Source organism: Pelobacter propionicus DSM 2379, assembly GCF_000015045.1.
Lineage (GTDB): Bacteria > Desulfobacterota > Desulfuromonadia > Geobacterales > Pseudopelobacteraceae > Pseudopelobacter > Pseudopelobacter propionicus.
In genome coordinates this window covers 3,808,308-3,829,795 of the sequence record NC_008609.1, presented here as the reverse complement: position 1 = coordinate 3,829,795, position 21,488 = coordinate 3,808,308, and the positions used below count along the sequence as shown (strand labels likewise).

Genomic DNA, 21,488 nt, shown 5'->3' with positions numbered 1-21,488 from the left:
CCCATTCTTCTGAATGGCGGCGCCTTTGCCGATCCCTTCGTTGCTGTTGTCAGTAGTCTTGCATTGCCTGTGCCAAATTGTAACTTACTGTTTTTGTTGTGTCCGGTGCTGGTTGATGTGTGTGAAGCTTGCCTGTGGGCATCGGTTTGCACAATTACTGTGCACAGACACCTCAGCAGACACAGAAACTGTTTGCGGGGATTTCCGCCCCTCTGCCGTCGTACAGTCTGAGCAACTGCTCGTTAGTGAGCGGCCGCCTGGTCCTCTGGGCGACTCTCCTGACCCTTTCCACCAGGCGGGTAGCCTCTGAACGGCTGACGGCGATACCCATGGCGCGGTAGCGGTCGATCAGGCCGCTACTGCCGGAGTGCTTGCCGACGACGATGCTGCGGCTCAACCCCACCTCTGCCGGGTCGAATCCCTCGTAGTTTGACGGATTTTTAAGCACCCCGTCGGTGTGCAGGCCTGACTCGTGGGCAAAGACCGACTCCCCCACTACTGCCTTCCAGGGGGGCAGGGGGCGGCGGGAGGCCCGGGAAACGAAGAGCGACAGCTCGCGGAAACGATGGCTGGCAATACCGGTATCCATAGCGCAGGCGTGCCTGAGACCCATGACCACCTCCTCAAGGGCGGCATTGCCGGCCCGCTCTCCCAAGCCGTTCACGGTGGTATTGGCAAAGGTGGCGCCGGCGCGGATACCGGCGATGGTGTTGGCGGTGGCCATGCCGAAGTCGTTGTGGGTATGCACCTCGATGGCCAGTTCCGGCACCGCCTCACGCAGGGCGCGTATCCTGTCGTACATGCCGAAGGGGTCGAGGATCCCCAGGGTGTCGCAGAAGCGGAAACGGTCTCCCCCCATCTGCAGTGTTATGCGCATCAACTCCACCAGAAAGGCATGGTCGGCGCGGCTGGCGTCCTCGCCCCCCACCGATACGTACAAGCCGTGCTGCTTGGCAAAGCCCAGCGCTGTTTTGAGCTGTTCCCGTACCCAGGAGCGGCTCTTGCGGATCTTGTTGCGAATCATGATGTCCGATACCGGCAGCGAGATATCCACCGCCGATATGCCGCAGTCGATGCTGGCCTGGATATCGGGGACCAGCGCCCGGTTCCAGGCGATCAGGCGGGCATTGAGCCCCAGGTCAACCAGTGCCCTGATCCCTTCGCGTTCTTCCCTTCCCATGGCCGGAATGCCGCATTCCAGTTCCTGGACACCGATGGAATCCAGCATGCGTGCTATGGCGATCTTGTCCCGTTTGCTGAAGACCACGCCGGCGGTCTGTTCTCCGTCCCTCAGGGTGGTGTCGTCGATAATGATATTCGTGCTGCCTGCCTGTTCTCTCATGGGCTCCCCCTGAATAAAGCAAAGCGCCTCCATACATGGAATGGCGGCGCCGTTGCCGGATGCAAAACCTGCCCATGCCATGCACGGGGCGTACCACTCTGACGCAACCGCTGCGCCGCCGCAGGGGAGGGGAATGACCGTGCGGCGGCGCGAATGCGTTGTGTCTTCGAATCATGGGCTGTCAAGTGGCCGGCATCCGGAAAATTAAAAACGTGGCGTTTCCATGTCACCGGTTGCAGTCGTGAACCGGTGTAATGCCCCGTTTTCTACCGTTTTTGACCGGAGGACGTCGCCGAGATCTGACAGGACGTTCAACTTTTTTTGTCGAGGTGCGCTTACCGCTTGAATGTGCGGCAAAAAGGTTTTATCACTACGCCAATGATATTACGGCACTTCGCCATCAAAAGGAGAGATTGACTATGCTGAAGTCATGGTTTTACGGCCAGAGTCTGGCAACAAAAATGTTCATTACGATCTCCATTGTCATGCTGTGCGCCGTCAGCCTGGGAGCCCTGTCTCTGTACCAGCTGTGGTGCAGCGAAAATTTCCTGCAGGAGCTCGCGCGCCAGCACCAGATCGCACCGGAGCGGATCGCCGAAGGCACCCGGATGTTTGAGCTGTTCCGCAACCTGTCCATCGGCATACTGCTGGCAGGCATCGTGCTCTGCTCCTGGCTGGCCCATTTCACCGTCAGGACCGTTGTCTGCAAGTCGCTCTGGTATGCACTGATTGCGCTGGAGAAAATCGCCCAAGGGGATTTGACCCAGAACATCAACGTGAAGAGCAACGAAGAGATCGGCAAGCTGTTCTGTGCCATGAAAACGATCATCGACAAACTGCGCGCCGTTTCAGGAGACATCAACAATCTGACCCATACGTTGGCGGACAACTCGCGGGAACTGCTTGCTACCACCCAGGAGATGAACCACAACGCCCACGCCCAGGCTGCCCAGACGGATCAGGTTGCCAACGCGTCACTGGAGATGTCCCAAACGCTTCAGGACATAGCCGGAAGCGCCGAACAGGCCGCCAATGCCGCCAGGGAAACCAATACGGCTGCCAACAACGGCATGGAGGCGGTTGCCGGAGTTGTGGCCGAGATGAACAAAATCGTCAAATCCGTCCAGGATTCTTCGGAAACCATTGAAAAACTGGGCGAGTCCAGTGCACAGATCGGCAATATCGTTGCCACCATCGAGGATGTGGCCGATCAGACCAATCTGTTGGCCTTGAACGCCGCCATTGAGGCGGCCCGGGCCGGCGAACATGGCCGCGGTTTCGCGGTGGTGGCGGACGAGGTTCGGGCCCTGGCGGAGCGAACTGCCAAGGCGACCCAGGAAATCGGCAGGATGATCAAAGCCATACAGGTGGACACGGAATATGCAGTAACAAGTATGTCGACCAGCAGAAAAGAGGCTGACGGCGGATTGGTAAAGGCGGGAGAGGCAAGTCAGGCTCTGGAGTACATCGTAACCGCATCCAACAACAGCATGGACATGGTCAGCAGGATTGCCACGGCAACCGAACAGCAGTCGGCGGTCACGTCGGAAGTGTCCATGAATGTGGAAAAGATCGCCAACGGAACCAAATCCACCGAAGAGTCGGCTGAGCAGATCGAGGAATCGGCGCGGCTGCTGTCAAAGCTGTCCGGCGATCTGGAACGGACGGCGGCCTGGTTCAAGGTCGCATGAGTTGAGGAGCCCGCCTCTCTCCGGCAACTGGTTTGCCCGGAGAGAGGCGGCGTCCCCGGTCCCTGGGGAGCGGATCAATTCATGACGTCTGAAGGGAGGGCTTGCTTCAGCCGCTGCTCCCCAGGGTTGCCAATGCATACAGATATTCCGGCCGGTAGGCCGGTTCCGCGCCGCGGCACATGAGTCGTGTTTCTCCCCGTCTGCTAAATCCCCTTTTTTGCAAGAGTTCCTGGCACGTTCCGTTGGAAAGCGGCGTGTCGCAGATTATTTTCGTCCCGGCTGACGCAAGCGTCAGAGCCAACGCAAACAGTCGCCCGGCGCGATTGCAGTCCGCGGCGGCCCAGGGGCCGAGCTGGATGGCTGCGCCGGTAGATTGCAGGATGGCGGATGCTCCCGGTTCCGCTATCGCCAGGCCACGTCCCGTTACCCACTCCAGAAGACGATCCCGGCGGTCACCCCAGCAGAGAGCGTCAAGGGAACGGTCGAAAGAGGCTGTGCCGCGTTTTTCAACGGCATCGGGGAGTCCATGCGCCTCACCTGTCCATCGAATGATCCGGTCTATTGTCGCAAAACCATGCTTTTCGTACAGCGGCCTGCCCATTTCGGAAGCGGTCAGCCAGATGGTTTCCGCACCCGCGGCTTGAAGAGCCTCCACGCCCCGCAGAAGCAGTTCCTCGCCGATTCCCTTTCCACGGAGGTCCGGTCTGACGATCAGGTTTCCGATCCACCCGCTGCGGTCATGCTTCAGGGAGGTCACGAAACCGGCTCCATTGCCGGTTTCGTCCCTAACGCAGAAGCACCCTGCGGGAAAGCTGGACAACAGAAAGTCCAGTTCTCCCTGCCCGGTCACCCACTGCTCGGCAGCGGCCAGAGCCAGGAATTGCGCTATTTCATGCCGCTGAAACGATCCGATTATCATGCCCCTGAAAACATCCATGAAAGGGAGGCCCCTACGCTGGCGGTGCCATGCATGCCGGTTGTCCGATCGTCATATCACTGCCGATCAGGCCGATGGCGTCGGCGCGGCACTGCTTGCAGTGGCTGAACTGTCCGATGATTCCTTCGTTTGCCTTGCGCACCTGGGCCAGATGCTCCTCTGAGGGACGCTGGATATGGGCCAGGTCGGCCTGGGGAATCAGGGGCATGATGTTCATCACGAAGGCTCCCAACTCCTTGACCCTGGCGGCGATCAGCGGGATCTGATCCTCGTTGATCCCCGGGATGAGAACCGTGTTGACCTTGATGGTCATGCCCAGTCGAGCTGCCCTCTTGAGTCCTTCAAACTGGTTGGCGATCAGGATGGCCGCCCCTTCAACACCGCTGTAGCTTCTGCCGTGGTAGATGACATGACGATAGATCCATGCGCCCACCCCGGCATCGATGGCGTTGATGGTAACGGTCAGGCTGTGCAGACCCAATTCATGGAGGCGGTCGATGGACTCGGGCAGCAGCAGGCCGTTGGTGCTCATGCAGAGCATCAGGTGGGGAAACTCCCTCTTGACCAGTTCGAAGGTCTCGAAGGTTTCCTCGTTGGCCAGGGGGTCGCCCGGTCCGGCAATGCCGATAACCTTGATGATTGGCCCCACCACCGGGCTGGCCATGACCTCGCGCACCTTCACCAGCGCCTCCGACGGCGTGAGCAGGCGGCTGGTGACGCCGGGCCTGGATTCATTGGCGCAGTCGTGCCTGCGGGTACAGTAGCCGCACTTGATGTTGCAGCCCGGCGCCACTGCCAGGTGCATCCGACCGTTTTTGTGATGGTTTCCGCCAAAGCAGGGGTGCCCCTGGATTTTTCTCTTCATGTCGCATGCTTGTGTCATGGTGTTGCTCCTTTCAAAAAAAAGAGCCCGCGGGGTGATCCCCGCGGGCTCCGTTGCCCTGGCGAATACTCTATGTGCCCATGCCGTTTGCGATGGGTCATGATCTGAATTTTTCTTAGCATAGAGCAGGCCAATTCCGGCATTGTTTTCCAAACAGCGTAAAAACGCCTAAAACATGAGCCACATGGTCCGCTAAACGTGATGCCGGGATTACGGGAAGGCGTAGCGCTGTATTGTGTCGTGCCTGTATTTTGGGCAGGATTAGCCTGGCACGCATGTTTCCCGGGCTGCGGGCAAGAGCGGCGGCGCTGAAAACAGGTCAGATACCGTCGGATTGGTTTTTGCAAGATGCATCTGCCACAGCAACACATTCCACGGCCCGCTGTCCCAGCCACCAAGGAACCCGTCATGTTTCGCCAGTATGATCTGAACGACATCCACGAAAGAGCCCGGGCCGCCTTTATCGGCATGGCAATCGGCGACGCACTGGGCGCCACGGTGGAGTTCATGACCGCCCCTGAAATCCAGGCCAGCTACGGGGTTTTCAGGGATATCACTGGTGGCGGATGGTTGCGCCTCAGGCCGGGGCAGATTACCGACGACACGGAGATGGCCCTCTGTATCGCCCGGGCAATTGTGCAGTCCCAGGGATGGTCGCTGGAGCGGATTGCGGCCAATTTCGCCGCCTGGCTGAAGTCGCGTCCGGTGGACTGCGGCGATACCTGTCGCAAGGGGATCCGCGCCTTCATGCTGAACGGCACCCTGGAAGCGCCGCCGAACCAGTGGGACGCAGGCAACGGTGCCGCAATGCGTCTTCTGCCGGTGGCGCTCTTCTCGCTGCCGGATGGGACTCTACTCAGCAGATACATGCTCGAGCAGGCCCACCTTACCCACAACAACCCGGTCTCCGACGCGGCCTGCCTCTGCCTCGGGCGCATGCTGCACCAAGCCCTGTGCGGCCAGTCCAAGATGCAACTGCGTCGGGAAGCGGACGGCCTGGTGGCCCGCTTTCCCTGCTTCTCGTTCCAGCCGTACCACGGCCTGGCCAGCGCCTATGTGGCTGACACCATGCAGACGGTCTTTCACTGGTTCTTCAGGGGGAGGACGTTCGAGGAGTGCTTGGTGGGGACCGTCAACCAGGGGGGGGATGCCGACACCACCGGCGCCATCTGCGGTATGCTGGCCGGCGCATACTACGGCATGGAGAGCATACCCCGGCGCTGGATCAGGAAGATGGACAGAAGGGTGATCAGCGAGATCGAGGAGTTGACCCGCCAGCTGGTGGTGGCCAGTCCAGTGGGGAGATGCTGGTGAGAGGGTGTGGGTAAAATGGGGTGAAGAGGCTTTCCCTGCCCGGCGGCTCATCGGTGGGAGAGGGGGGCATGCGGAATTCAGCACATTCCGGAAATCCGGCCAACAACCTCCAGCACCTCTTTCACCGTGAACGGCTTGGGGATGAAATCCAGGGCGCCCGCCATGATGGCCGGTTTTTCGATCTTTCCTCTGCAGCTGGCGCTGCACATGATCAGCTTGGCATCCCGGTCCAGATCGACGATCTCCCTGATGGCCTCTATGCCGTTTTTGCCGGGCATGATATGGTCCATGATGGTGATTTCCGGGCGGTGCTGGCGGTACTTCTCAACCGCTTCGTCACCCTGACCTGCCTCGGCAACCACCGTGTAGCCGTCATACTCCAGAATCGTGCGCAGGATATTGCGGATGATCGGCTCGTCATCGACGAGCATGACTGTTTGGCACATGGCGTATCGTGGATCCGTAACCCGATCGGGATACAGATGCTCTCCTCTCGGCAGATGAGACGTGCGCAAGGATAGCCGACAGCCGGTTACGGATTGGATACGGATTGGATACGGATTGCGGAAAAGTCTTCAGGGGTGAAAAAGAGCTCATCCGGGAGGCGGGGGTATGAGCGGAGAGCGCCGGATCAGGGTATGGCCTGGCCATGGCGCACTCCGGGACCTGGTTCAGAGGAATGCCTGTCTGTAGAGTGCCACGGTTTCCCGTGAGGGGGAGAGCCCGTGCAGGGCCAGAGCATCGCCGCAGTTCCGGAACATGGTCAGCAGTTCCCCCCGCAGGCCTGCCGACAGGTAGCATGACATCAGGTTGCGGTACAACTCCTCTGCCAGGTCATCAACCTCCACTCCCCTCAGATAGCACTCCATGGCCCGATCCAGGTCCCCCCTGTCGCGCCACAGGTTCCCCTGGGCGAGGATTGCATTCCTGAACCTCCCCTGAAGCCGGTTTCGCAGGGCAATGATGCAGGGGGTGTCACTTACTTGATCGAGGAAGTGGCCACGATACAGGGCAAGAGCCTTCTCGGTCAGGCGGATGGCTTCCGCCTCATCGGCGGCATCCTTTTTCACCCGGGCCTTGGCCAGCAGTTCTTCAAAGGCAAGGACATCCGTCCAAACCTGGTAACGGTCCAGAATGAGCCTCCCCTCGCGCATCAGTACCGCCTTCTCGTTTCCCAGCAGGTCACGCAAGCGGTGCAGGGTGCTTTTCAGCGATTTTCGGGCCGTGTCTCCCTCTGCTTCGGGCCAGAGAAGGTCGGCAATCTGCCCTTCATGTGACTCCTTGCCTTCCAGTGCAAGCAGGACCTTGAGCATTTCCAGTGGCTTCTTCTGCACTTTGCCGCTGAACAGTACCGGATTGCCATTGGCGTGCAGTTCGAAACGCCCCAGGGTATACACCTTCACCGGCCAGGGCCATTCCTCCATGTCAAGGGGCGGAGTTCGCGGAACGAGGCCACGACGTCGGATCAGGGCACTGACATACCCGGCTTCTATCCCCTCCCGCAGGGCTCTCATGCAGAGCCGGACCATGGTGTCCGGCTGCCACCAGTACATGTTGACTATGCCATGGCTTCTTCCCAGGGCCAGAGCCGCTCGCAAACAGGCGATCCCCTCCCCTGCCCGTCCCTGCTCCAGATTGAGGTCCGCCTCCAGCAGCAGGCACATGAACTCCACCACATGGCTGCGCAGCCGTTCCCCGAACTGGCGTGCCAGGGCCACATGCCCCTGGGCAGCCTTCCCGTCCCCTCGCCGACAGTACAGTTCGGCAAGGGCGATGTGGGCGATGGCGTGGGAGGGAAGGTTATCAACGCTTTCCATGAAGGGGGAGGTTATGGCCAGGTTGTGGAAGGCCCCCTCCAGATCGCCCTCCAGTCTCGCCCGCCAGGCGAGGCAAAAGTAGTAGTAGGCCTGGTCCAACTCTCCGGCCCGGTCAAGGTTGTCCCGCATCCTGGCCAGCAGCGTGTCCACGGTATCCAGGTCGCCGTCACTCAGGGCCGCGGCGAGCCCATGTCCCATGACGTGCAGGTACAAGGCGCGGATACCCGTCTCTTCGGCCAGCTGGAGCGCCTCGAAGACTCGCTGGCGACAGGCGCCGAAGGAAGCGGTGAAGAAGTCCACCAGGGCCTGGGTGGTCTTGATGGTAAAGCTGGTCAGGTCGGATACGCTGGCGGCTTGCGAGATAAGATCGAGCCTGTCGGCGATGAGGCTGGCCCTCTGTATCTCACCGCACCAGAGGTTGAAAACCGCCAGATACACGCCGGTTTTTAGCCGTGCGTCGGAATCGAGACAATGCTCTTGCCAGAAGTGTCCGTAGCTTTGCTCTTCCAGTTCCCTGATGCGGAGATGGTCGGGCTGCTGGAAAGACATGGCATTGAACATGCTGGTAATGACCCGCGCCTCGATCTCCGGGGAAGGAAAGACGTGATACTGGCGCATGTACGACTCCATCTCCGGTATCCACTCATGATAGATGGAATCGGAGTAGAGCGTGGCATTGGCGCCGGCCGCCCAGGAGAGACACATGCCGACCCTGTCGTCGTGCTGCTGGAAAATCTGGTAGGCGCGCTTGAAATCGGTGAAAGCGGAAAGGGGTGCTTCGGGTAGACGACAGGCTCCCTGCCAGAAGGGGAGGTAGGGATGCCTCTGTGCCAGTTCTTCGGGCAGACGCTCCAGCCATTGCTGCACGGTCTTGCCGCGTCCCTGGGCCAGATAGGCCGGGGCGATGCGAATGATCAGCCGCGCAGCATCCTGCCAGCTTGCGGCTGCCATAAACAGCTCCGTGGCCTCTTCCTGGCGCTCCGACTCCTCCAGGGCGATTGCCGCGGTGTGCCGGATGCCGCGCATCTCGTCAGGAGAAAAGAACTGGCAGGCGCGCTCCAGCAGGAACTCACGGAACAGGGGGTGGTAACGGTACATCGAGCCCCCCTCGTAGCGCCGCTCGGTGAAGCAGTTCTTTTCATACAGCCAGGAGAGGATGCGCCCGGCATCGTGCTGCTGCGTGAGCCTTTGCGCGGGGAACGGCGCGACCTCGGAGAAGACGGCTGTTTTGAGCAGGAAAATCTGCGTTGCCTCATCCATGCCGGCGAACAGTTCAGCGGCGAAATAGTCGAACACCTCTTGCACCGGCTGCATTTCAGGCACGGCGTCGGATATGTTGGCATATCCCCCTTCGAGGACAAGCACCAGTCCAGCCACCCAGCCCTGAATCCTCTCGTGCAGTCGCCGTGCATCCTCCCGGTCGACGTGATCTGCCCTTCGCGCGCGGATTATCGCCTCCGTCTCCGCGGGTGTCAGACGGAGGGCGCTCCAGCTGATTGTGTTCAGCATGCTGCGGGATCGAAGGTGGATCAGGGAGGAAGGGACCGCGTTGCGGCTGATGACAACGACATGGATTCCATCGGGGATCTCATAGAGGCCGTTTCGCAGAATCCGGTGAAACAGGGAGTCATCGGCCACTTCGTGGCAGTCGTCAAAAACCAGTACACAGGAGGAGGGAAGCGCGGCAAACAGTCTCTCGAAATAGCGTTTAGCGAAGAGTTCCAGTTCAGGATGCTGGCCGGGTGTCAACAGGGGAAGGGAGGGCGCCTCTGTGGAAAAACCGGCATTTTCCAGGGCCATGCCAAGGTAATAGAAGAGTGTGGCAACGTCCTGATCGCCCCTGTCCACCTGGTACCAGAGACAGGGAAGGGCGCGGGAATCAATGTAGCTTGCCACAAGGCTGGACTTTCCCGAACCTCCGGGGCCGTGCACCCAGACAACCTGCCTTTTCAGGGCACCGTCCAGCAGGCGGAACAGCCGTTCGCGCGGCACGATATCCGTCAGCAGCGGTCGGTTGATTTTGTTGATTCTTAAATTCATGTCGGCTCGGAGAGATGCGTCCCGTCGCAAAACCGCTGCAGGCAGCTGAGGGAGGGGGCAGGGAGGCGACTCCCCTTTTTGCCCAGCCAGCGAACGGCAAAGCCGCGGCTCGATGGTCCGGAGCCGGCGAATGCCCGGGGGCTGGCCAGTGTGTCATTCCATGTCACCTCTTGGGCGCGCCCGACAACATTTATTCAATAATCCGTTTTCGTCAAGTTTTTTTGATGATTCCCTCCGCTTCTCCCCAGCCAGGCGTGCTGCGCGGATTATTTCGCGCTTTTCAGGATGCTGTCCGCTACCTGACGCAGGGTTTTGCGCTTGTCCATGGCCATCTTCTGCAGGGTGCGATAGGCGTCGGCCTCGCTCAACCGCTCCGTCTCCATCAGCATCCCCTTTGCCCTCTCAATAATCTTCCTGTTCTCGATAACTTCCCGCAGATCGTCGATCTTCTCCTTCAGGCCATCAACCTCATCCGCATGGGCCATGGCGATCTCGATGGCCGGAAGCAGGTCCTGTTCGCGCAAAGGCTTGGTTAAAAAAGCGGCAATTCCGCTTTCCGCTGCCCGTTTCGCCGTCCGTACGTCGTAACAGTTGGTCAGAAGCAGGATCGGAATCTTGAGCTTCTTTCTGATCTCCGTTGCGGCGCTAATGCCGTCCAGTTTCGGCATGGCAACATCCAGGATCGCCATATCGGGAAAACCGGCCAGTGCCATTTCCACGGCGCTTTTGCCGTCCCCGCACTCCAGAACCTCATCGAATCCCGCATCCAGCAGCATTGCCTTCAGGCTCATCCGGACCACCGGTTCATCATCGCAAATCAGTATGCTTCTCATATCGTTTCCCTCCCGGATGCAGTCTGAGATCACGATGAGTGCATCGAACATGCCAGCACCCTGCTCGGCGTCCGATGACGGAGCGTGGAAAAACGGGCAGCGGCACTGCTTCCCGGCCGGCTTTTTTCGTTGACGCTCCCGCGGTGAGGGACTACAAATGACGGCATGGATTTTGTCAAACACTTAAACCAGCCCCAGAAAAGCGCGGTGCTGCATGGAGAAGGACCGCTGCTGATCCTGGCCGGCGCCGGCTCGGGCAAGACCCGCGTCATCACCCACCGTATCGCGCACCTGATCCACAATCATGGGGTGCGTCCCTGGAATATCCTGGCGGTGACCTTCACCAACAAGGCAGCCAGGGAGATGTCCGAACGGGTCAGCAGGCTGCTGGGGGGAGGCGATGCGCCGCTGATCGCCACATTCCATGCCGCCTGCGGCCGGATCCTGCGCCGCGAGATCCACCACCTGGGCTTCGACTCCAGCTTTGCCATCTACGACGAGCGTGATTGCGAACGGCTACTGAAGGATCTGCTGAAGGATATGGACCTGGACGATAAGAAGTTTTCGCCCAGGATCGTTGCAGCCCGTATCGATGACTACAAGAACCGCGGCCTGTTTCCCCATGACCTGGATCCCGTGGCAACCGGTGACATCTTCAACGCCAAGGTTGTCCAGATCTATGCTGCCTACCAGGAACGGCTGAGAAAATGCAACGCACTTGATTTCGGCGACATGCTGATCCAGACCGTGCGCCTGCTGGAACAGTTTCCCGAGGTGCGTCAACGCTGCCAGGAACGTTTCCAGTGGATCATGGTGGACGAATACCAGGACACCAACCCGGTTCAGTACCGGCTGATCCGGCTTCTGGCCGGAGAACGTAGGAATCTTTGCGTGGTGGGTGACGACGACCAGTCGATCTACTCCTGGCGCGGGGCGGATATTCGCAACATACTGGAATTCGAGAAGGACTTCCCGGACGTGGCGGTCGTGCGGCTGGAGCAGAACTACCGCTCCACCACCACCATCCTCAAGGCGGCCGGCGCGGTGGTCAGCCGAAATATCGGCCGTCGGGGCAAGACCCTCTGGACCGAGAATCCGGAGGGAGAGAAGATCCGCTACCACCGGGTAGAATCGGACCGGGAGGAGGCGCGCCTCGTGGCCCGAGAAATCGTCAGCCTGCGCTCACGCGGTATCCCGCTGGAGGAGATGGCGGTCTTCTACCGCACCAATGCCCAGTCCCGCCTGGTGGAGGAGGCGCTGGTTTCCGAAGCGCTTCCCTACCATATCGTGGGGGGCGTACGTTTCTATGCCCGCATGGAGGTCAAGGACATCCTGGCCTATCTGCGGATACTGGACAACCCGGCCGACGAGATTTCGCTGAAACGGATCATCAACGTGCCGAGCCGGGGCATTGGCGGGGCAACCATCGACCGCATCTCCCAGCGGGTAGCCTCAAGCGGCGCCAGCTTTTACGCTGCCATGGCCGAGTGTGCCGGGAGCGGGCTGCTGGGTTCCGGGCCGCGTGCCAGGGTCGCGTCGTTTGTCGACATGATGGAACGTTTCAGGGAGATGGTTGCCCTGCGCGGTTTGCCTGAACTGTGTCAGACTGTCATGGAGGAGAGCGGCTATCTGGCTCGCCTGCGGGAGAGTCGCGACCAGGAGGACAGCGAGCGACTTGAGAACCTGGAACAGCTGCTGGCGGCAATGGAGGAGTTCTGTGAGAAGGAGCCCCAGGCCGGCCTGTCGGCGTTCCTGGAGCAGGTCTCGCTGGTTTCGGACCTGGAGCAGGGGGGGCAGGGCAAGCCATCGGTGACCCTGATGACCCTGCATGCCGCCAAGGGTCTTGAGTTCAGGGCGGTTTTCATGATCGGTATGGAGGAGCGCCTCTTTCCCCATGTGCGTGCCCTGGATGACCTGGACGGAATGGAAGAGGAGCGTCGCCTCTGTTACGTCGGCATGACCCGCGCTCGCGAGCGACTCTACCTGCTCAATACCCGCCGAAGGTACCTGTTCGGACAGGAACAGTGCAATCCGCCGTCACGCTTCCTGAAGGATATTCCGGCCGGATTGCTGGATGACGGGGGAGAACCGAGCCAGCCCGGTCTTGGGTTCCGCTCGGCGGCGGAACAGGCCGGCAGAAATGGGCAAGAGCCCTCTACGGGCATTATCGCCATGGGCCACTCCGGTCGTCGGGAGAAGACTGTTGCCCGGCATGACGGCGGACACAATCTGGCACAGGTCGTTTCAGCATGCGATGAAATCGAAGTCATTCCCGAGCCGCCCGAAGAGCACGACGGCGTCTTTATCGGCATGAAGGTCCGGCATGGCACGTTCGGGCAGGGTACGATCCGCAAACTCGAGGGAAGCGGCGAAAGCCAGAAGGTCATTGTCTGGTTCAATTCGGTTGGCCCCAAGAAGCTCATGCTGCGCTTCGCGGGCCTGGAGCGGGCCTGACAACGCACTACGGGGGGAACCATGGATATTCTGGACGCAACGGTTGCCGATGCTGCCGAGATCATTGAACTGCAGAAACTGGCCTTTCTCTCCGAGGCGCTCATCTATGACGATTACGCGATTCCGCCCCTGACCCAGACTGTTGATGATTTATTGCCTGATTTCGAGCGCACGACCATCCTCAAGGCGGTGAGTGGGGGTAAGATCATCGGTTCGGTGAAGGGCTGCATGAAAGAGGGTATTTGCCTGATTGGACGGCTGATGGTGCATCCAGATTTCCGCAGGCAGGGAATTGGAGCCAGGTTGATGGGAGCCATTGAGGCCAGATTCGACACGACGCAGGCATGGGAACTCTTTACCGGCGAACTGAGTCTGGGCAACATGCGTCTGTATGAGCGGCTTGGTTATGTTGTCACGCGCACGGAGTCGTTCGATGGAAGCAGCTTCGCGGTTGTCATTATGAGCAAGGCACGCCAGCAGTGACACCAAAATGAAGTTACGGTTCTGCGCCACCTACCTGTTCCCAACGTTTCCCTGCATACGCATCAGTTTGACGCAACTCAACAAAAAAAGGCGTCGCCATTCTGGCGACGCCTTTTTTTGTTGAGTGTTGGGAAGCCTTTACTCTACAGATAGTCCAGCAGGGAGAGATTGAGAATCTTTGCCGTTGCCGAAAGGGAAGCCTTGTAGGCCGTTTCCTGCAGGCTGAGTTCCACCGCCAGTTTGGTCGTATCGGCAAGTTGGGTGTCGCTGATGATGTTTTCCAAGGTAGTCTTGGTGATTTTCAGCATGTTTGCAGCGCCATCCAGTCGGGTGATCCGGGACGCCACTTCGGTCTGCTGGTTGGTGATCTGGTTAAAGCCGGTGTCCAGGTCTGCGGTAAGGGACTGGATGGAGGCTACGTCATTATTGGTGACGGCGGTGATCAACTGGTCCATGGTATCGAGGATATTGACCCCAGTGCTGGATGTTAGTACCTGGTCGCCGGTGATGTTCAACTCCTCGGTTGCCGCGCTGTCGATTCTGATGGAATTGACGATGGAGTCACCGTTATAGCCGATACTCCCGACGGTACGGTCAAAGGGTTTTGTCGCTGTCTGTGAACCCGAGAATAGATACTGGTCGAGATATTTTGTATTGCCGAAATCGGCGAGTTGTTCGCGCAGCGCTGTCAGTTGGGCAACCACGCTCTCCCGTGCTGTCTGGTCGCTCGTGCCGCTGCCGATGGTCGACATCAGCGACTTGGCGGTCGTCAGGGTATCGGAGATTCCCTGCAGCGCCGTGCTGGTCATGCTCAACCAGGTGTTTGTCTTGGATATATTGCTGCCGTACTGTTCCACCGCCTGCAGGCGATCGTTGGTCGACAGGAGCAGGCTGGTTGCGATCGGGTCATCACTGGGGCGATTGACATTCAGTTCTGAGGCGATCTTTTCCGTGAGCGTGTCAAGCTTTGAACGGCCCTGCTGGATATTATACAGAGCATTGAAAGCAGTAGCGTTAGCGGTGATTCTCATGAGTTAACTCCTTATTCCATGCGCAGTGACAGGGTCATGCAGACGGGTCTCATGTTCCCTGATTGCGTAATCGTTTAAAATCAGTAGCATGTCACACCATGGCAAGAAGCGTATCCATCATTTCAGTAACCGTTGTGATCAGCTTTGCGGAAGCCTGATACGATCGCTGATACATGACCAGGTTTGTCAGTTCTTCGTCCAGCGAGACACCTGATTTGGAATCGCGCAGCGTATTGAGTTGCTTCAGATATGCCTCGTCTTGCTCCACAACGGTCTCGGCCTGGTCAACGTCGAGGCCGATCTGGGAGACCAGCGTGTTATAAGATATGCTGAAACCTGACTGAAGGTCGGCAATCAGCAGGGCATTGCCGTTGCCGCCCGGTGCTGCTGCGGATGATCCGGCTGCTGCGATGTTGTTAGGATCGGTGATGCTCACGCTGAACGTTGCGGCTGATGTGCCGGAGAAAAAGTCAGCGCCAGGATCGCCGTTGATATCAAATCCCGCCTGATGCTGGGTGTTGACGTCGGTAATGATGGTCGATGCCAAGTCATCCAGCTGGTCGATATAGTCGGGGATGATTACGTCCCGCAACTGCAGGGTTGCCCAGAGTGTGCCGCCGTCCTGGGCGGTATAGAGGGTGCTGTCCACCGTTTTGGTGGCTCCGCTCACGGAATCTATCGTTACGGTTCGAGCCGGTGAGGTACCGCCGACAGTCAGCGAACCTGCCTGATTGCCCTGCACGAGGTAGTAGGTGGCTGGTGTCGAGTCCTGCACATAGACGTCCGTCGTTCCGTCGGCGTTTTCCGTATACTTGATTCCCATCTGCTCCGCCAACTGCTTTACCAGAAGATCTCGCTGATCCCGCATCTCATTGGCATTTCCGCTGACAAGCTCGGTCTGTTTTATCTGGGCGTTCAACGTAGCAATGTTGGTCAGTTTGTTGTTGATGTCCGCGGTCAGCGCGGTCAGGGAGGAGTCCTGGGCCTTGATGGTGTCGGTGAGCGTGGTGCTGACGGAATTGAAACTTTCGACCAGAACCTGGGCTTGGCTCAACAGTACCTGGCGTTCCGTGGTCCCTGATGCGTTGGTTGAGAGATCCTCCCAGGCCTGAAAATAATTTGTAATGGCCGAGCCTATTCCGTCGTTGGTAAGCTCGTTGAACGATGGCTCTATCTGTTGCAGCACCTCGGAGCAGAGCGTATCATACCCGCTGGCGGAGTTGGCGGTTACCAGCTGCTGCTGTAAAAGACTGTCGTAATAGCGTTCCACCGTGGAGATCTTGACCCCCGTGCCCAGAGGAAAACCATTGTGCGTGGTAGGTGGCGACGTCTCTAGTATGACTCTCTGACGGGAGTATCCCTCTGTGTTGACATTCGCTATGTTCTCGCCGGTTACCTCGGTTGCAACCTGGTAGATGATCAGTCCCCGTTTTCCGATTTCCATTGCCGAGGAAAGTCCCATGTCATGCCTCCCTGTTGATCATAACCGCACCGGTAGTGCTCTTCTTGTATCCGCCGGTGGCGCCGTACACGTTGGACTGGTTGATGATTCGCGTTACAAGATTGAGCGAGGTTGCGATCGTAGACGAGAATCGCTCTGCTATGCCGTGGTTCGTTGTGGCGACTTGGCGAATCTTTTCGGCAGTGCTCTTTAGTCTCGCCTGCCAGATGAGCGGTTCGGTAAGTCCCTTTTTTGACAGGTGCTCGGCAACAACACCGAATGGCGAATCTGGAGCCAAATCCTCCCCCGTGGCCATGTCTGCGATTGCCTGCTGCATGACCTGGGCATTTTCAGAAATCTTTTTGAGCAGCGCTTCTTTTGCCTGATTTGTTTGCGTCATCGCGGCTATGTTCACAGCACTCAGTTCGGTGGTTTCCCGTCCGAGTAATTCCAGCAGTTCGTCCAGAAGAGCCGCTTGGGCTGTTACCGCTGTCATCATTTTTTTCAGTACCATAAAATCAATCTCCAGCGACTCCATTCTCTATTCCTGCCGATCTATTCCGGGGGGTACCCTTTGGCTCTCCTGCTGAATGATCTCTTTTTCTATGTATTTCGCCAGTCCAAATCCGCCTCGTTTGACAGCGGCTGCCACATATTCCTGATCGAGCAGGGAACGGAAGACGTCTTCTCCGTGACCACCACCGGTGAGTTTGTCCTGCCCCACCGTATCGTGCATGGCCTTTAGCATCATGCCGATAAAGACACCCTCGAAATCCTGGGAAATCTTCTTTGCTTGCTGCCTCTGTCTGTCGCTGAGACCGGTCGCGGCCGCTGCCTGGCGTTGCAACTGCCGGGCTTTTTCCGCGGCATTGTCTCCTGTTATGGGGAGGTTGACTGAATTTATGATGTCCATGAGTAGTTCTTCTTATCGCCTGATTGAACGTTTTCTTGAGTGATAATGGACCAGTTAGATAATTACCAGTTCGGCCTGAAGCGCACCGGCAGCCTTGATTGCCTGGAGAATGCCTATCAAGTCGCGGGGAGTTACCCCCAGAGTGTTAAGAGCCCTGACCACGTCACCTATGGTGGCGCCCTGTTGAAGAAGCATCAGGCGGCGCGCCTCCTCCTCCACCTTCACCTGGGTTCGGGGCACTACCTGGGTTTCACCTCTCGAACTGAGAGGAGCCGGTTGGGAGACCTGCAGCGTCTCCTTGATCACCAGCGACAGATTGCCGTGGGACACTGCTACGGTGGAAATCCGCACCCGTTCTCCCATGACGATGGTGCCAGTTCGTTCATTCAGCACAACCTTGGCAACGGTGTCGGGAAGAACGTCGAGAGTCTCGACAGCCGCTACAAAATCGATAACCCTTGATGTGTAATTACCTGGTATTTGGATGATTACTGCACCAGGATCACCTGTTGTTGCGACTCCGGCGCCGAACTTTCCGTTGACAGCGGAGGCGACTCGGGATGCCGTTGTAAAGTCTGCCTGAGCCAGATTCAAACGCAACTGCGACTTGCCCGCCAACGTATTGGGCAATTCTCGTTCCACCAAGGCGCCGCTGGGAATCCGGCCTGCCGTGGGGTGGTTTTTTTGGGCAGTGGCTGCCTGACCGCCGAAGGCGAATGAGTTGGTGAGTACGGATCCCTGGGCCACGGCGTAGACCTGATTATCGGCGCCTTTGAGAGGAGTCATGATCAGTGTCCCGCCGGCGATGCTCTTGGAATCTCCCAGCGAAGATACCGTGACATCCATCTGATTTCCCTGCTTGGCAAAGGGGGGCAGGGTCGCCGTTACCATGACGGCGGCCACGTTTTTGAGCTTGATCTGGCTGGCACTTATGGTTGACCCCATCCGCTCAAGCATGGTAGCCACGGATTGTAGTTGCAGACGGGCCTGATCGCTGTCACCGGTGCCGTTCAACCCCACCACGAGGCCATATCCCACCAACTGGTTCTCACGCACTCCTTCAAAAGATGCCAAATCCTTGATGCGGACCGCATGGGCAGCGGTTGTCAGCAGAAGAAGCATGCAACAGGCTGCGATGAATGATTTCATGTTTGTATACCCTTGTATGCCACCATCAAGCGAAGGATGGCGCCATTCTTAAAACGGCCACAGCTTGTCTACGATATTCATCAGCCAGCCCGGGCTCTGACGATCGGAGATGATCCCCTTGCCGGAATAGCTTATCCTGGCGTCGGCAATATAGATGGAGTTGACCACATTGTCAGGGCCGATATCGGACGGCCTGACCGTGCCCTCGATAATGATGATCTGGTCCTCATTGTTAACCTTGACATTTCGACGTCCCTCGATTAGCAGATTGCTGTTGGGAAGCACATCGATCACCTTGGCTGAAATGGTGGCATTGAGGGTCTCCTTACGGGACGTGGAGCCGGAGCCTTCATACTCGGAAGCGACATTGGCGTTGATCAGTTTACTCAGATCCATATTGTTCTTGAGGAAACCGGCATTTTCAAGCCCCAGAAAATTGGGGATGCCCGCATTGATCGTGGTGTCTCGCGAGGTATCGGTCTTGGCTTCCTTGGAGGCGTTGGCCGTCTCCGTAATCACGATGGTGATGATATCGCCCTTTCGCCGCGCCTTGAGATCCTCCACCAGTCCGGCGGAGCTTGCCTGCCAGATGGAACCTCTTGAGTAGTCGGCCTGGGGCCGTGGAAGCTGCTGGTCAAAGGTCGTTGTTCTCACATCGGCGGTTTGCGTTACGCATCCCGAGAGCAACGCAGTTGCCAGCAGTATTGTAGATGCTGTACATTTCATGGTTCCGACCTCATCGGATAAAGCTGAATCCAACAAACGGCAAACGACGTTAAAACACGATCAGTACAGTAGTGCTGTCCAGAACCCTGGCCGGCAGTTCCTTGAGAGAGCCCAGGTTCTGGACAGTGATCGTGTCTCCCTCGGCGCCTGCACTTTTGGACTTGCCGGTTGCCGTGATGCGCATGCGTTCATTTTCCGCAATAATGGTGACCAGTTGGCCCGCTCTGATCAACGGGACCTTCTCAAGCTGGTCACTCCTGATCGCGGCATTGGGTCTCAAGGTTACGCGCGCCTTTTTCCCAACCGCATCTTCGGTTCTTGCCAGGTAGCGTCCCTGAACAGCCGCAATGTCCTGTTTTCGCAGGGCAAGATCAGCTGTGGTTATGACACTGCCATGATTGATTTGGCGCACCGTCACCACCATGTCCACAAGCGCCTCAACCTCGACCCACACCGTAAGATTGCCGACAACCCGAGTCCCTTTGCGGACGACAACACTGATGCCCGCCCTTCCCCATCCCTCCCACTGCTGGGGGGCAACGACCTCGTAATCCAGCGTACCGGCTGGAAACGAGGGATTGCCGGAGATGGTCAACCGTTTGATACGGGTCTCGCAACCGATGTCGGCTGTCCTCTGTTGCACATAGGACAGCACCGCCCGCTGGACTTCCGCCGCACGGCCTGCAGGAATACGCGATGGCTCGGCCATTGCCACAGAAGGCAACAGCACCATCGCAATTATGATCAGCAAGGTACTTCGCATCATATGCCTGTGCTTAACGTCTCAGGTTGTTGGCGGTCTGCAGCATCTCGTCCGCAGCCTGCACCGCCTTGGAATTAGCCTCATAGGCACGCTGGCCTATGATCATATTGACCATTTCTTCCGCCACACTGACGTTGCTCATCTCAAGCATTCCCTGGGCAACGGTGCCCAGGCCATCTTGTCCGGGAGTGCCGGTTGTGGGAGTTCCCGAGGAATCCGTTTCCTTGTACAGGTTTTTGCCCATGCTGAAGAGGCCGGCCGGGTTTGCGAAGAGTGCCAGTTGGATCGTACCGACGGTGGTGGGGGTTGTCTGACCGGACTGGGTCGCGGAGACCGTTCCATCACTACCGATGTCAATCTTGGTGGTGTTGTTGGGAATTACGATCTCCGGCAGAAGCGGGTCCCCATTCGGAGTTACGATACGCCCTTGGTCATCCTTCTTGAACGCACCTGCCCTGGAATAGGCGGTTGTACCATCGGGCATCTGGATCTGGAAAAAACCGTCCCCTTCGATGGCGATATCCAGTTCATTGCCGGTCTGGCTGAAATCGCCGGTGGTGAATAATTTGGAGACCGAAGCCAAACGCGTTCCCAGGCCGATCTGGATACCGGTAGGAACCTGTGTGGTGTTGGTTGCGGGAGACCCGGTTGACCTCTGGTTCTGGTAGATAAGATCCTCAAAGTCGGCCCTGCTTCTCTTGAAACCGGTAGTATTGACGTTGGCAAGGTTGTGCGCCACAACGTCAATGTTCTTCTGTTGTGCCTGCATACCCGACGCAGCCGTCCAAAGTGCGCGCATCATATGTCAACTCCTTTTCTCTTCTCGTGTTGGTATGTGAAATTGGCGGCTTACAGCTTGCCTAAATCGTTGGCGGCTTTTCCGACCATATCGTCAAAACCCTTGATGACTCGCTGACAGGCATCAAAATAACGTGTTGTTTCGATCATCTGCACCATCTCGGTAATTGTGTCCACATTTGACCCCTCCAGCTGGCCCTGCCTGATGCTGCCGGTCGCTGCCTGGGGTGTCGCCTGAGGGTTGGCGGGAACAAACTGCGCGCTGGAGACCTTGGTCAGATTGTACGGTTTTGGAAAATCCACAATACTGATCATGGTTCCCGTGGGCGTTCCATCAACCGTTACTTCTCCCCTGGAATTCACATCCACCTGCCCGCCCTGAATACGGATGACGTCATCTTGACCCAGGACCGGAAACCCGTCGGCGGTGACCAGGGTTCCATCGACAGACAACCGGAAATTGCCCTGGCGTGTGTAAGCCCGTCCTTGTGGTGTCTGGATGACAAAGAAACCGTCCCCGTCAATTGCGAAATCAAGGGGATTGCCGGTCTGGCTAGCGGAACCAACCCCGTAGTCGATATACACGCTTTCCTTCTGCATGATCGGATCAGCCGTGCTGCTCTGCGGTACGGCCGGAGGATTGGAGGTGCCGGCCAGCATGCTCTCGAAGAGCATCTTGTCCTTTTTGAATCCGGGAGTATTGACATTGGCCAAGTTGTTGCTGATGGTGTCCATTCGCTTCATTGCCGCAATACTGCCAGACAGTGCCGCATACATGCCGCTGTTCATTATCTGTCTCCTTTGGGCTTAACAAATATATGCATTTGTTGTGCCGTCTGAGTTTCGGGTGGTGCTGTGTCAGCGGTGACCACA

Annotated in this window: 19 protein-coding genes; 4 read left to right on the top strand and 15 right to left on the bottom strand. The window is 58.1% G+C overall.

Annotation, left to right across the window (positions count from 1 at the left end; translation table 11 throughout):
• Positions 1 to 172: 172 nt before the first annotated feature.
• Positions 173 to 1,342 carry a homocitrate synthase gene (gene nifV, locus PPRO_RS17245; RefSeq protein WP_011737275.1) on the bottom strand — a complete coding sequence of 390 codons (1,170 nt, stop codon included), beginning with the start codon at positions 1,340 to 1,342 and terminating at the stop codon, positions 173 to 175.
• A 419-nt stretch (positions 1,343 to 1,761) separates the two neighbouring features.
• Here nifV and PPRO_RS17240 point away from each other — a divergent pair, with 419 nt between their 5' ends.
• The gene (locus PPRO_RS17240) at positions 1,762 to 3,033 is read left to right on the top strand and encodes a methyl-accepting chemotaxis protein (protein WP_011737274.1); all 1,272 of its coding nucleotides are present in this window, start codon (positions 1,762 to 1,764) and stop codon (positions 3,031 to 3,033) included.
• Between the two features lie 106 nt (positions 3,034 to 3,139).
• Here the strand turns inward: PPRO_RS17240 and PPRO_RS17235 are convergent, their stop codons facing one another.
• A complete protein-coding gene (locus PPRO_RS17235; protein WP_041532955.1) occupies positions 3,140 to 3,952 on the bottom strand; it encodes a GNAT family N-acetyltransferase in 813 nt (270 codons plus the stop codon).
• Between the two features lie 31 nt (positions 3,953 to 3,983).
• Positions 3,984 to 4,853 (bottom strand): radical SAM protein, encoded by an 870-nt coding sequence (locus tag PPRO_RS17230; protein WP_011737272.1) that lies wholly within the window; start codon positions 4,851 to 4,853, stop codon positions 3,984 to 3,986.
• Between the two features lie 408 nt (positions 4,854 to 5,261).
• On the opposite strand from PPRO_RS17230, the gene draG reads away from it, so the two are divergent.
• Positions 5,262 to 6,167, top strand: a complete 906-nt coding sequence (gene draG / locus PPRO_RS17225) for an ADP-ribosyl-[dinitrogen reductase] hydrolase (RefSeq protein WP_011737271.1) — start codon at positions 5,262 to 5,264, stop codon at positions 6,165 to 6,167.
• Between the two features lie 77 nt (positions 6,168 to 6,244).
• Here draG and PPRO_RS17220 read toward each other — a convergent pair whose 3' ends face one another.
• The 3 genes from PPRO_RS17220 to PPRO_RS17205 form a co-directional block, all read right to left on the bottom strand.
• Positions 6,245 to 6,613 (bottom strand): response regulator, encoded by a 369-nt coding sequence (locus PPRO_RS17220; protein ID WP_011737270.1) that lies wholly within the window; start codon positions 6,611 to 6,613, stop codon positions 6,245 to 6,247.
• A gap of 225 nt (positions 6,614 to 6,838) precedes the next feature.
• The gene (locus PPRO_RS17215; protein ID WP_011737269.1) at positions 6,839 to 10,024 is read right to left on the bottom strand and encodes a BTAD domain-containing putative transcriptional regulator; all 3,186 of its coding nucleotides are present in this window, start codon (positions 10,022 to 10,024) and stop codon (positions 6,839 to 6,841) included.
• Between the two features lie 266 nt (positions 10,025 to 10,290).
• Positions 10,291 to 10,857 (bottom strand): ANTAR domain-containing response regulator, encoded by a 567-nt coding sequence (locus PPRO_RS17205; RefSeq protein ID WP_041532954.1) that lies wholly within the window; start codon positions 10,855 to 10,857, stop codon positions 10,291 to 10,293.
• A gap of 165 nt (positions 10,858 to 11,022) precedes the next feature.
• Between PPRO_RS17205 and PPRO_RS17200 the strand changes: the two genes are divergently transcribed.
• The gene (locus PPRO_RS17200; protein WP_011737267.1) at positions 11,023 to 13,311 is read left to right on the top strand and encodes an ATP-dependent helicase; all 2,289 of its coding nucleotides are present in this window, start codon (positions 11,023 to 11,025) and stop codon (positions 13,309 to 13,311) included.
• A gap of 21 nt (positions 13,312 to 13,332) precedes the next feature.
• Entirely contained in the window at positions 13,333 to 13,794 is a 462-nt protein-coding gene (locus PPRO_RS17195; RefSeq protein ID WP_011737266.1) for a GNAT family N-acetyltransferase, read from the top strand.
• A gap of 143 nt (positions 13,795 to 13,937) precedes the next feature.
• Here the strand turns inward: PPRO_RS17195 and flgL are convergent, their stop codons facing one another.
• The 9 genes from flgL to flgF form a co-directional block, all read right to left on the bottom strand.
• Positions 13,938 to 14,825: a flagellar hook-associated protein FlgL gene (gene flgL / locus PPRO_RS17190; RefSeq protein ID WP_011737265.1), complete on the bottom strand. Its 888-nt coding sequence runs from the start codon at positions 14,823 to 14,825 to the stop codon at positions 13,938 to 13,940.
• 91 nt (positions 14,826 to 14,916) lie between these two features.
• Positions 14,917 to 16,287, bottom strand: a complete 1,371-nt coding sequence (gene flgK, locus PPRO_RS17185) for a flagellar hook-associated protein FlgK (protein ID WP_011737264.1) — start codon at positions 16,285 to 16,287, stop codon at positions 14,917 to 14,919.
• 1 nt (position 16,288) lies between these two features.
• Positions 16,289 to 16,804, bottom strand: coding sequence for a flagellar protein FlgN (locus PPRO_RS17180; protein ID WP_011737263.1), 516 nt, complete (start codon positions 16,802 to 16,804; stop codon positions 16,289 to 16,291).
• Positions 16,805 to 16,807: 3 nt separating this feature from the next.
• Positions 16,808 to 17,179, bottom strand: a complete 372-nt coding sequence (locus PPRO_RS17175) for a rod-binding protein (protein WP_011737262.1) — start codon at positions 17,177 to 17,179, stop codon at positions 16,808 to 16,810.
• Between the two features lie 54 nt (positions 17,180 to 17,233).
• Complete coding sequence (locus PPRO_RS17170; protein WP_011737261.1) at positions 17,234 to 18,328, bottom strand: flagellar basal body P-ring protein FlgI; 1,095 nt, start codon at positions 18,326 to 18,328, stop codon at positions 17,234 to 17,236.
• A 48-nt stretch (positions 18,329 to 18,376) separates the two neighbouring features.
• Positions 18,377 to 19,054, bottom strand: coding sequence for a flagellar basal body L-ring protein FlgH (locus PPRO_RS17165; RefSeq protein WP_011737260.1), 678 nt, complete (start codon positions 19,052 to 19,054; stop codon positions 18,377 to 18,379).
• A gap of 49 nt (positions 19,055 to 19,103) precedes the next feature.
• Positions 19,104 to 19,763, bottom strand: a complete 660-nt coding sequence (flgA, locus tag PPRO_RS17160) for a flagellar basal body P-ring formation chaperone FlgA (protein ID WP_157040131.1) — start codon at positions 19,761 to 19,763, stop codon at positions 19,104 to 19,106.
• Positions 19,764 to 19,830: 67 nt separating this feature from the next.
• Positions 19,831 to 20,619, bottom strand: a complete 789-nt coding sequence (gene flgG / locus PPRO_RS17155) for a flagellar basal-body rod protein FlgG (RefSeq protein ID WP_011737258.1) — start codon at positions 20,617 to 20,619, stop codon at positions 19,831 to 19,833.
• A 47-nt stretch (positions 20,620 to 20,666) separates the two neighbouring features.
• Positions 20,667 to 21,404, bottom strand: coding sequence for a flagellar basal-body rod protein FlgF (flgF, locus tag PPRO_RS17150; protein WP_011737257.1), 738 nt, complete (start codon positions 21,402 to 21,404; stop codon positions 20,667 to 20,669).
• Positions 21,405 to 21,488: the final 84 nt, after the last annotated feature.